The organism is Schleiferilactobacillus shenzhenensis LY-73, assembly GCF_000469325.1.
Classification (GTDB): Bacteria; Bacillota; Bacilli; order Lactobacillales; family Lactobacillaceae; genus Schleiferilactobacillus; species Schleiferilactobacillus shenzhenensis.
Window position 1 is genome coordinate 247,733 of the sequence record NZ_KI271584.1, and the last position, 11,614, is coordinate 259,346.

Annotated in this window: 11 protein-coding genes; 7 read left to right on the top strand and 4 right to left on the bottom strand. The window is 52.6% G+C overall.

From position 1 onward, the window contains the following. Nucleotides 1-252: hypothetical protein (locus L248_RS16190; RefSeq protein ID WP_220095311.1), on the top strand; the 252-nt coding region annotated here is incomplete at its 5' end. 128 nt (nt 253-380) lie between these two features. Here L248_RS16190 and L248_RS04685 read toward each other — a convergent pair. Further along, nucleotides 381-1,292 carry a helix-turn-helix domain-containing protein gene (locus L248_RS04685; RefSeq protein WP_022528942.1) on the bottom strand — a complete coding sequence of 304 codons (912 nt, stop codon included), beginning with the start codon at nt 1,290-1,292 and terminating at the stop codon, nt 381-383. 280 nt (nt 1,293-1,572) lie between these two features. Between L248_RS04685 and L248_RS04690 the strand changes: the two genes are divergently transcribed. The 5 genes from L248_RS04690 (at nt 1,573) to L248_RS15805 (ending at nt 7,116) form a co-directional block, all read left to right on the top strand. Continuing rightward, on the top strand, nt 1,573-3,735 hold the full coding sequence (locus L248_RS04690; protein WP_022528943.1) for a peptide cleavage/export ABC transporter: 2,163 nt from the start codon (nt 1,573-1,575) through the stop codon (nt 3,733-3,735). Between the two features lie 14 nt (nt 3,736-3,749). Continuing rightward, the gene (locus L248_RS04695) at nt 3,750-5,141 is read left to right on the top strand and encodes a bacteriocin secretion accessory protein (protein ID WP_022528944.1); all 1,392 of its coding nucleotides are present in this window, start codon (nt 3,750-3,752) and stop codon (nt 5,139-5,141) included. A gap of 446 nt (nt 5,142-5,587) precedes the next feature. Beyond that, complete coding sequence (locus L248_RS04700; RefSeq protein WP_040534815.1) at nt 5,588-5,809, top strand: hypothetical protein; 222 nt, start codon at nt 5,588-5,590, stop codon at nt 5,807-5,809. Nucleotides 5,810-6,493: 684 nt separating this feature from the next. Beyond that, nucleotides 6,494-6,787 carry a hypothetical protein gene (locus tag L248_RS04710; RefSeq protein ID WP_022528948.1) on the top strand — a complete coding sequence of 98 codons (294 nt, stop codon included), beginning with the start codon at nt 6,494-6,496 and terminating at the stop codon, nt 6,785-6,787. A 158-nt stretch (nt 6,788-6,945) separates the two neighbouring features. After that, nucleotides 6,946-7,116, top strand: a complete 171-nt coding sequence (locus tag L248_RS15805; RefSeq protein WP_022528949.1) for a hypothetical protein — start codon at nt 6,946-6,948, stop codon at nt 7,114-7,116. An 85-nt stretch (nt 7,117-7,201) separates the two neighbouring features. Here L248_RS15805 and L248_RS04715 read toward each other — a convergent pair whose 3' ends face one another. Continuing rightward, nucleotides 7,202-9,739, bottom strand: a complete 2,538-nt coding sequence (locus L248_RS04715; protein WP_022528950.1) for a M1 family metallopeptidase — start codon at nt 9,737-9,739, stop codon at nt 7,202-7,204. A gap of 182 nt (nt 9,740-9,921) precedes the next feature. Here L248_RS04715 and L248_RS04720 point away from each other — a divergent pair, with 182 nt between their 5' ends. Then, nucleotides 9,922-10,476: a nucleoside/nucleotide kinase family protein gene (locus L248_RS04720; protein WP_022528951.1), complete on the top strand. Its 555-nt coding sequence runs from the start codon at nt 9,922-9,924 to the stop codon at nt 10,474-10,476. A 148-nt stretch (nt 10,477-10,624) separates the two neighbouring features. On the opposite strand, the gene L248_RS04725 is transcribed toward L248_RS04720, so the two are convergent. Then, nucleotides 10,625-10,909, bottom strand: coding sequence for a type II toxin-antitoxin system RelB/DinJ family antitoxin (locus tag L248_RS04725; RefSeq protein ID WP_040534819.1), 285 nt, complete (start codon nt 10,907-10,909; stop codon nt 10,625-10,627). 204 nt (nt 10,910-11,113) lie between these two features. Then, nucleotides 11,114-11,533: an arsenate reductase (thioredoxin) gene (arsC, locus tag L248_RS04730; RefSeq protein WP_022528953.1), complete on the bottom strand. Its 420-nt coding sequence runs from the start codon at nt 11,531-11,533 to the stop codon at nt 11,114-11,116. Between the last annotated feature and the right edge of the window lie 81 nt (nt 11,534-11,614).

Consider the following 11,614-nt stretch of genomic DNA (forward strand, 5'->3'; position numbering starts at 1 on the left):
GAATCGGCTCGGCAATCACGGCATCCTCCTTACTTTGGTACAGGCCGTTTTGTCAATCAGTGCTGTCGCGATCGCAGCCAAGATGGTTTGGCCGCTTATTCACCAGAAGCCGAGCTCAACGCGGTAGCTTGGCTGTCGACTGTCTCAATGCGATGGTTTGATCGTTTGTATTCTACCGGGAGAATGGTGTTGTCAGGTTTCGCTTTCATCCTTCATCTGGAAGAAAGTAAGACGTTAACGAAGATGGCTTAAGCCTGAGCGTTAGTGGGGGTCATAAGCTTTCTTTGTTGTGTCTGTGACAATCACAACCGGCCATCGCCAGGCAGTTTTTCCGAGTCTGCGCCTTGACCTTTGAATTGGCAACGGTGCCAAAAACCCCATCATGACAGATTACGGTATCCTGTTTTCAGCTTGATTCCCAGCAAGCCAAGCAGGTGAAGATCACGCGTACTTTCTTCCGGCATAAAGAGCGACAAGCCATCTTCAACAATTTTGACGCGCGCCAAGGCATCGTTTGCTGCAGGTAACTTAGAAAGGTAAATGCATGCCTGTCGTAAAATGTAAATGACTCGTGAAAACTCGTCGTTGCTTGTCTTAGGACCTGTGTTCTGAACCAGATCTAAAAGCTGGGTGGCAACCGCTAGATTGTGATCCATGATAAGCGACGCACAAAAGTTAAAGACAATAGAATTAAACGTTGCGCGATAAAGGTAAAGGGGATGTGCAAGGTACGCTGCAAGCATGTCTTTAAAAATAGGTAGAGCAATTTTTAATGGCAGAAATTGGCCGGTGAGTGAGAAGATGGCGTACTCAAACTCAAACCAGTTTCCATCGAGGCCCATAAATTCCTTAATTTGAAATGCATCGTCAAGTGAAAAGGTGTAGTGCGGATCAGTAACTGACGCTGCCATTCCCTTAATTGCCAGTTTTAACATTTCAACCGGACCAGGAGACTTGTGGGAGCGAGGATACTTTTTCTCAACCTCATTCTGTAGCCGCGCATAGATGGCCAAATCGTCTGTTTGATTGGCCGCTCTTATTTCGCGCATAAAATGTGACAAGAAGTCGGTTCGGTCATCCACCCGTGCAAAATATTCTCCGGGAGTCATGTAGAACCGGTTGAGTATCATGTAGAACCGACTGAGACTAATGTCCGACCGTCCGTTCTCAAAGTTGGTCACAGTAGGTTGAGACACGCCCAAACCGTTGGAAATGTCGCTGGCAGACATGTTCATTCGTGACCGCGCTTGATACTCGATTTTCCCCAAATCATTACGCCATGAATCACCCATCGCATTATTCCCCCTCAAAATTATAAGAATGCTTATGGAAACTGTTCACCAGTTTCATTCTACCATATGATGTGTTTGAGGTGATTATCTTGAATAGAAATAAATCATGGAAGTTGCGTCAAAAGAAGCGTGCGATGAAGGTTGCCATTGTACTTGCTGCAAGCATTTTCGGAATTTGGGCAGTCGCCGTACCGGATGAAGCAGTCCCAGCTTCGGCCGCCTATGTTCAAGTCGTCAGTCGGTGATTGTTTAAGTGAGTGTTGAATAGTAGGGGTGGCAAATGGCAACACTACAGAAATTCTATGTTCCCCAGGTGGACGAACGCGATTGCGGTGTTGCCGCACTTGACATGGTTTGCCGCTTTTACGGGTCTGATTACATCTTAGCTCACTTGCGAGATGTTGCCCAGACAGATAATGATGGTACGACTGCCCTGGGTATCGTCAAAGCAGCCAACCGGCTCGGCTTTTCTACTCGGGCAATCAAGGCAGATATGTCGCTCTTTGAAGCAGCAGACCTGCCTTTTCCGTTCATTGTGCACGTCCTGAAGGAAGGCAAGTTCCTACATTACTATACTGTCTTTCGGGCAACTAAAGACAGCATTGTACTGGGTGATCCAGATCCGCTTGTCGGTATAACCAAGATGAGCAAGGAACGTTTTGCCCAGGAGTGGGATGGCATCGCCATCTTTGCTGTACCGGCACCGGCATATAAACCGGTTAAGGAAGATAAAGGCAGTCTGTGGGGTTTTGCGCCGCTACTGTTGAAACAGAAAAAACTGGTTGGTCAGATTGTTCTAGCGGCCATTCTTCTAACCGTTATCAGTATTGGCGGGTCATACTTTATCCAAGTCATGGTCGACAGCTATATTCCCGCGGCCATGGTAACGACCTTGAGCGTTGTGGCAGGCGGTTTGCTCATTGCCTATGTTTTCCGGTCAGTGTTCGGCTTTACCCAGGGCTTTCTGCTCACTGTTCTTGGGCAACGGTTGACGATTGACGTCACAATGGCTTACGTACGCCACGTCTTTTCTTTACCCATGAACTTCTTTGCTACCCGGCGTACTGGGGAGATTGTTTCCCGGTTCACTGACGCCAGTAAAATCATTGATGCCTTGGCAAGTTTGATCGTGACTGTCTTTCTCGACGTGGCCATGGTGCTGTCTGTCGGAATCTTTTTGGGAGTACAGAACACCCGGCTGTTCCTCATTTCCTTAGTCGCGGTTCCTATCTACGTCATTATTGTGCTGGCCTTTCAAAAACGGTTTAAGACACTTAACCAAGCGACAATGGAGAAAAACGCCATCCTCAGCTCGACTGTGATTGAGGCTTTAGATGGCATCGATACGCTCAAGGCACTCACTGCTGAGGAGAAGAGCTATACGAAAGTCGATACTGAGTTTGCGGAATTTTTGGATAAATCGTTTGCCTACGCTAAGAGTGACCAGCTCCAGCAAGCATTGAAAACAGCTTTGAAGCTGGTCCTGAATGTTGTCGTGTTGTGGGTAGGCGCCGTTTTGGTAATACACAACCAGCTGACGCTTGGGCAGCTGTTCACATATAACGCTTTGTTAGCCTACTTTACCGATCCTCTTGAGAACATCATCAACTTACAGCCCAAGCTGCAGATGGCCCGGGTAGCCAACAATCGGTTGAACGAAGTGCTGCTTGTTGATTCGGAGTTCGTCAAAAAGCGGCCTATTCAAGACGATGCTGCACTGGCAGGGCCCATTAAAGTCACTGACGTTTCGTTCCGATACGGATTCGCACCCGCTGTGTTGAATCACGTCTCGTTGACGATTGCGCCCAAGTCCAAGCTGACGATTGTCGGCATGTCCGGGTCCGGTAAGACCACATTGGCGCACTTGCTCACGGGTTATGCCGATTTGGATTCAGACCAGGGGACCATCACCATTAACGAGCACAATATCAACGAAGTTCAGTTGACCACGTTACGGCAACACGTGGTTTATGTGCCGCAAGAGGCTAAGCTGTTTGCTGGAACAGTAATGGAGAACTTGTTGATGGGAGCACATCATTCTGTTCAGCCAGAAGAAGTTGATGCAGCGTGTCGCCTGGCCCAAATCAAGGATGATATTGACCGGTTACCGCTACAGTACGCCACAGATCTTTCGGAAGATGGCAGTACATTGTCTGGCGGTCAGCGCCAGCGATTGGCTATTGCCCGGGCCCTATTAACGGACGCCCCGGTGCTGATTTTTGATGAGTCTACCAGTAATTTGGACACGATTACGGAGCGCAAGATTGTGGACGCTTTGCTGGCGCTCCCAGATAAGACGCTCATTTTTATTGCCCATCGGTTGACGATTGCCAAACGGACTGACAATATCGTCGTGCTTGATCATGGACAACTGGTGGAACAAGGGCACCACGATGAACTGATGGCTAAGCATGGGTACTACGCCCGGCTGGTCAACGAGTAGGAAGGGATAGACCCGTGCAGAATTTAAAGAAGAGCGGCTTAGCTACAACGGAATTTTATCAGCGGCGTTATACGAACTTTGCGACGTTAGCAATTTTACCGGCGGTTTTGGTACTACTGCTCGCGCTCCTCTTTGTTATCTTTGCCAAAAAGGAAGTCACGGTGCGTTCTACTGGGGAACTAGCGCCGTTACACTATCCGGTCAGTGTGCAGACGACTGTGGCCAGCCGGCTGGTAGAGAATCACCTGCAAGAGGGCCATTATGTTCGTAAGGGCACGACGCTTCTGGTCTTTCACGATGTGAGCAACCCAGCACAGTTGAAGGTGCTCACCCATCAAGTGAATCAAGCCAAGCAGCAGCTGGCGGCCTTGGCTACTTTCAAAGCGGGTGTATCGGAAAACCGCAATACGTTTTCCAAGCCGGACAAGTCTGGCTTGAACGAGCAGTTACGGGACTACTTGAATCAGCGCGAGATTTATCGATTGGCGTCTGAGCAGGTGGATCAAGAGCAGGCGGCGATCAACAGTAAGACGAGCAAAGAGGGAGCCCTGCTTGCTGCCAGTATTCAGGATGCCCAGGCGAATGTGGCAGCAGCGTCCGCGGTGGCATCCGCAATCAGCAGTGGCCGGACATATGATGCCCAAGCCCGCTATGGTTATCTATACAGCAGTTATGCCGCTGAGAGTAGGGGACTGACGGGTGCCGCCCTGACCAAAGTGAAGGACAGCTACTTGGGGCAGATTAATCAGCAACGGAATACAGCCAAGACTACGTTAGACTCCTTACAGCTGCAGCAGGCAGACAATCAGAAGGCAGACACCAGCCAGATCCAGACCGCTGAAGCCAATGAGAAAATCGGTTCACTGCAGGCTGGGCAGCTTAAGAGCATTGCCGCGCAGACGAATCAGACAACCCAAACATTGAACGCGGCAAACGCCAAAGCGGCCGTCTTGAAAGACCAGACGAAGGACTTCCGAGTGAGGGCCCCAATCTCCGGAACGATTCATACGAATGCGGCGTTAGCAGGTGATAAACTCGTGCCCACTGGTGAAGTGCTGGCCCAAATCTATCCGCAGATTCAGAAGCAAGCAACGGTCAAAGTGACAGTGCCCGTCTCACCGACGGATGTGATGGGCGTCGAGCGTGGGCAGCAGGTCCGGCTGAGAATTGCCCGCAACGTGCCGAGCCCGCTCATTCTTACGGGGCGAGTGGTTCGGATTGATGTTGCGCCGACTGTGACCAAGACGGGGAATTACTTTGGTGTGACGGCTAGGGTGCCTTTAAAAGAGCTTCGCCAGGTTCAAATTTCGTCACTGCACTACGGCATGATGGGACAGGTGTCGATTATCACGGGTCAGAAGACGTATTGGCGGAGCTTTATTGATCGATTGAATACCAGTAACTAGTATCTCGATAGCATTAATAAAAGCGGTTAACAACAAAGTGGCACATCGTGTTGAAATTTTGTACCTGATAGGTAAAACAGAAAACAGAAAAAATCATTTCCGCGTCAAGACTGGTGGCCATTATGGAGACCACGAACCAGCGTTGATTGCTGGAAAAGGGGATCACAGTCAAAACTTTTTTGGGAAAAAGTGAACAAGTGCACGCCTCAATCAATTCCTCAACATGGAATTAATAAGCATTCTTATCAGTTTTTGAGTTAGGAACGGGAGAAGCTTATTGTCGATAGTGAAAGGAGGGGTGGAGCAGTATAAGCGAGCAACGACACGGGTATCCTGTAATAGGATGGTCCCCATCAAGACGGATAAGATAAACTGACTTTTGTCCTTAGGGGGGCCCACTCACTTGTTTGCTCATGGTTTTGAACAAGAGAAAGGGGAAACTGGTGATGGATCAATTCATTAACGATTATCAACCGTTAAGTCAAGAAAAGCTTAGCAACGTACGCGGTGGCGGCGCTGTGGACTCAATTGCGGGCATGGTTTCTACCTATGTGAGTCCAATGGTTGACCATGCCTCACCACTGGGTTTATTCAATAAGTGGATGGAGTACATTGGCTATCCTGCAATGCGTGGAATGGTTGTACCGGGTCAAACGATTTCCGCTTAGTGTTTCCTAAGGGTGGAATAGGAGGATTTGCTATCCCACCTTTTGTATGTTGACCGTTCTATCGAATGCAGCCAGCCATGGGAGATGAAAACGCATTGTATCCAACGAAAAATAAGACACTCTTTTTCCAATACTTAACTCCTTTTCTGATTATCCTTGGTGTGGTCATTGCCTTTAATCTGTTATCCGCCTTGATTGAGTTGTACAAGGACAACAAGCGAGGTATGTCTCCCGGTGAAAAACGATCCAGATTTTCTCATAATCTATTTCTCGGGATTGTCGACTTTATTCTGAACTTTTTTCCGTAAGTACACCCGTACTGGTAGCTGTCATTGCGAGCGGCCGAGCCGTCTCTATTACCAAATGGCCAATAGCTGAACCAAACTTTACCGATGAAAATGGCAGGAAATAAAGCAGCTTACTTCGGGTTTCAATCCTGCCTAGCTAAACTTATGAGTTTTGAATAGGCCTTCTGGATTGACTTGCGGGGCGCTGGGGATTGCGTTCAGTGCCCCCAGTAGCCCGGCGGTTACAGAGCGGTCACGGTGCACAACTCAATCATTTTGTGACATAGATTTTAGAGTCTGTCATTCCTGCGAGAAAAGTCGTAAAATGGTTTCAAGGTCGGCAAAAGCTTGACTGAGCAAGCACAAGCGTCGACTAATCGTGAAGGGGTGTTCGACTATGAAAACTGGTATTTTCATCACTGAAATGGACCGCCTTGATTTCCAAGGCAGTGCATTGATTCATGCGGAAGCTAACGGGGACTATTACAAGAAAGCCCTCCTGGATTTACAGGCCAAGCAGCCTGATTATTCGTGGCAGGCGGCCAAGCTGAGCGAGTTGTTTGATACCGCCACGCCCCCGGATCTGATTGTTGTTTCACGGAATGCGGCGGCTTATGTCGACTCAATCAAGCAGCGTTTTCCTAGTGTGCCGGTTGAAGTTTATGATACGTGGGCAGAAGGAAAGAAATAACCGTGCGTGCCATGATATTCGGGATACCCAGTTACATTGAGCAGGAAACTGGCGGCGCATTCACAGGCAAGCGTATGATGACCGCATGAATCGCAGGCCACCCTACGAAACACGGGATACCGGCGGTTACCGGCTACTATACAAAGAAGGACTTGACCGTGAAAAAAAGACTTGCTGCGATTCGCCAGCATCCCTGGAACACCCTAGGTGCTTTCGCTGGCGCCATTATTTGGGCGCTCATTGTCATCCATTTCCCCGTCATTGGCTGGGCTGCTTTTGCCCTGGTGGTGATCGTGGGAGTGGTTTTCACTATCCGCGATCACCCATGAGTATTCGTCCAAAGCAAAAACGCCTCGCACATCACGTAATCAGCGTGACGTACGGGGCGTTTTTTTACGGCTTTCTCACAAAAGATTACTTAACGAGCTTGGCCACGGCCGCATTCACGGCATCCTGCTCGGCTTCGACGAGCTTGACGCGGCTCTCGATGACCTTGGTGTCCATGGCGATCTCGCGGGTGAGGGCGGGGTTGTCGCGCTTGGGATCAAAGAAGGTCTTGAACTCGGCGAGGCGTTCCGGGGTGCGGAAGACGCCAGCAACGACGGTGATGTAGGTGGGGAACTCCATGTCCCCGCCGACCGTCTTGGCCAGCCAGGCCCAGTCGTTGCGCAGCCAGTCCCAGGCGGCTTGTTCGCCGCGGTGGTTGTGGAGCAGGTTGGCGAACCAGCCACGCAGGTCCTGGGGCTTAACGGTGTCGGCGTCCTCGAACTGGGCGATGATCTTGGCAACCTCAGCCGGGTCGGTGGTGGCCGTGACAGCGGCGCGGATGTTGCTCTTGAAGCTGCCGTCGGTGGTCTGGCGATAGGCTTGCAGAAGCTGGTCGATCAGTGCTGGTGTGCCGAAGTTGCGGACTTCGTTGGTCAGGATCAGGCCGCGGACATCAGCAGGCAGACTGGCGAGTTTGTCCTGGTTCTGGTTGAAAATCTCGTGGGCAGCCGCGATGGCCTGGGGGTTCTTAGCGTAAAGGGCAGCGCTCAAGACATAGGGCCGGACCATCTGATCGTCGTTGGTGTCGCTGGCCTGAGGCAGCCAGCCGAGGCGGGTCACTTGGCCAGCACTCAGCTGGTCGTATAGGGCGCGCAGGTTGTTTTCTTCCGGTGAATCGGGAGTGACGAACTTACGCAGGCTGCCGGCGGCCCGGTACAGCGCCGTGGTGACGATGGCGGAATGGCTGTCAGCGAAGCGGGGCAGGAGCGGCGCCAAGTTGGCGTAGGACGTCTTACCGCCCTCAGCTAGCAGGCCCAGGTCTTGCAGGATCTGCAACTGGGCGATGTTGTCCAAGTCGGCGGCGTGGTCCAGAATGTCCTTCAGCAAGGTGCTGTCGTACTGCACAATGAAGTGGGAATTGTTGCCGACGTTGACCCGGAACGGCTCGCCAGCGGCGGCCCGCAACTGCTGGTAATCGCCCAGCGTCGCGGTCTTCTCGGAGAAGATGGCCGGGGCCGCATCGTAATTACTGTTCAGCGGAATCTGCCATTGCCGGCCGATGTCCTTGCCTTCCCCAATGAAGAATTGCTGTTGAGAAAGGGTCAGCTGACCGTCCTTGACGGCGGCTGTAACCACCGGGTAGCCGGGCTGATCCAGCCAGGAGTGCATGATCCCGCCGATGTCCATGCCGGAAGCTTTGCCCAGGGCGGCCCAGAGGTCAGCGCCCGTGGCATTACCGTAAGAGTGGGCACCCAAGTAGTCCTTCAGGCCGGCCCGCAGCGCGTCGTCACCGATCAAGGCGCGCACCATGACCAGCATTCGGGCGCCCTTTGCGTAGACGATGGCGCCGTCGAACAGGGAGTCGATCTCGGCCGGGTTTTCGACCGGGACATGGACCGACTGGACACCGTCCGTTGCATCTCGCTGCAAGGCCGCGGGTACTTCGGAAGTTTGGAAGGTCTCCCAGATGTGCCAATCCGGCTGGAGGGCATCCACAGCGACGTATTCCATCATGTTGGCGAAGGATTCGTTGAGCCACAGATCGTCCCACCACTTCATCGTTACCAGGTCGCCGAACCATTGGTGGGCGAGCTCGTGGGCAATGACGGTGGCGACCAGCTGCTTCATTTCTAACGTCGTATTATCGGGATCCAGGGTCAAATAGGCTTCCCGGTAAGTGACCAGGCCCCAGTTCTCCATGGCGCCGGCGGAGAAGTCGGGCAGGCCCAGCTGCCAAGAGTGGGGCAGCGGGTAGGGGGTGTGGTAGAAGTCTTCGTAGAATTCGATGGACCGCTTGGCAATATCCAGCGGGAAGTCGAGCTCGTTGGGGTTGTGCGCCTTGGTGGCGAACACGCCGATCTTGACACCGCTCTTGGTGGTGGTCATTTTGCTCTGCAGCTCGCCGAACGCGAAGGCCACCAGGTAGCTGGCCATACGGACGGTTTGCTGGAAGTAGTGGACGCCGTTCTCCACGCGCTCCTCGGGCATGTTGCTGATGATGGTCTCGCCGGGCTTTTCGTCATACTTAATCGCCAGGGAGAAAGTTGCCTTGGCTTCCGGCTCGTCCACGCAGGGGAAGGCCTGGCGGGCTGCATTGGTCTCGAACTGAGTACCGATAAGCTGCTTTTTCTCACCGTTGATCTCATAATAAGACGGGTAGATACCCATCATCGTGTCGGTCAGCGGGGCGGAGTAGGTGATTGAGAAAGTCGCTTCGCCGGCAGCAGGCAGGGTGATGCGGACAGCATCATTGGCGTCGTCCACCGTGAAGGGCAGGTCAGCGCCAGCCGCCGTCTGGACAGCGGTGATCGTCAGGTACTTCTGGTGGATCGCGATGGCCGGCGTCTTGGCTGTCCCGGTGATCGTGGTCTTGCCGCTGATATGCTTTGTGCCGCGGTCAACGTCCAGATAGACGTCGTAGTGGCTGGGTTGGAAGGCATCATAGAAATGGGTCAATTCAGGCATGGAATCTCCTCTAATCTGTTAGGATAGTTCTCATTATACAACATGTGGGAGATGGGTGCCGGCTAGAGAAACTGGTTTATGAGGAGCCCCACATTAATCGTGAGCGAATCCAGATTCGCTCACTTGGGTGATACAATCGACTGTTGTATCATATTTGAGATAATCAGAAGGGAGCCCCGGTTTTGAAAAACACCATTATCTGCATCAGCGGCATTACCAGCAGCGGCAAGACGACATTAATCAACGCGCTGCTGCCGCACTATCCCAGCAGCGCCGTCGTGTCCTTCGATGATTACGATATCGACGCGCAGCCCGGCGCCCCGGACCTGGCCATGGTACTCACTGACCCTGAAGGCATGGTCAACCAGTTTGATGTTACGCCGATGCTGACGGCTGTAGCCGCGGCCCAGCGGGACCATGACCTGATCTTCCTGGACTTTCCCTTTGGGTACCGCCACCATGCCCTGGCCGGTCTGATCAATGCCGTGGTGGTCGTAGATACGCCCCTGGATGTTGCGCTCTCCCGCCAGATCCGGCGCGATTACCAAACCCCGACGAAGACGAAGCAGGATATTTTAGATTGGTGTGCGGCGTACGAGCGTGCGCAACCGATTTTTGCCGCCTCGGCCGTGTTCATGCGCAAAGGGGCGGATTTACTGGTTGATGGACGCCTGCCGCTGGCTGAGAAGGTGGCTCAAGTCCAGGCGTTGATTACGTGGACTATTGCGGGGGTATGACGGCTTGTGTTTTACGTGAAACAAAAACGGGGAGCCGCTTATCCCACGGCACCCTGTTTTGCTGTCATATATTTAGAACCGGTTTTTGTTCTACCTGTTTTTCAATCAATTAGGCGGGGTATCCCACTTTCGGAAAAGACTGGTCTCGTTAATCCGCGTCAGAGTAAAGATCCTTACGGAAATCCGCGAGTGAATCAAATGTGGTGATTCGGCCGGCGGCGACGTCTTCTAGGGCGAGGTCGGTCGCCCGGTCCAAGGGATCTTCTGCATCTGGGGTAAACGGTAAGCGGCGATCATGGGCAACTTGTTTCAGAAAGATTTTGATGGCGGTACTCATGTCCAGCCCCATTTCCGCCAAGACTGATTGTGCTTCCATTTTGGTTTGTCGGTCGATGCGGGTCACAATCCTGGTCGTCTCGTTCTTGTTGGTCATCATACCACCTCCGAAGTTTATCGTATGCCCGTGGAGTAGCGATGACAATGATCCGGCCTGTTTCTTTATGCCGCGTTGGGAGTTACCGCCAACCCTCAAGGCTGTAATAAACAGTTGCTAAGTCAAAAGCACGGTTTGTTCCACGTGGAACAACAGACAGCGTGCCGCTCATTCGAGTAGTACGCTGTCTGTTATACCCCGCGCTTACCGTGCCGGTGACCACGACTGCAAGGTCCGGACATCGGCTTCAATCGCATCCCGTACCGCCCGGAACACAGCCAGGACCGCCGCGGGGCTGCCGGTGGCCTGCGCCGGGTCAGGCAGCGGCCAATGCCGGTGCTGAACACTGGGCGGGGTGACCGGGCAGCGGTCCCGGGCATCGCCGCACAGCGTGACGACGAGGTCTGAATGCAGCAGATAGTCGTTATCGAACACCTTGGAACGCTGCTGAGAAATATCGATCCCTCTCTCCGCCATCACTTGAACGGCCAGGGGATTGAGCCCGTGGGCTTCGATCCCGGCGCTTGCGATGCGCCAATCGCTGCCCAGTAGCGCCTTGGCGAACCCTTCTGCCATTTGGCTGCGGCAGGAATTGACGGTACAAAGAAAATAAACTTGGGGCATTTGCCATCACTGCTTTCTAAAATGTCCTCAAATGTATACACACCCGGTCCATGGTGTTCCTTTAGATTTAGACCGGTTAAG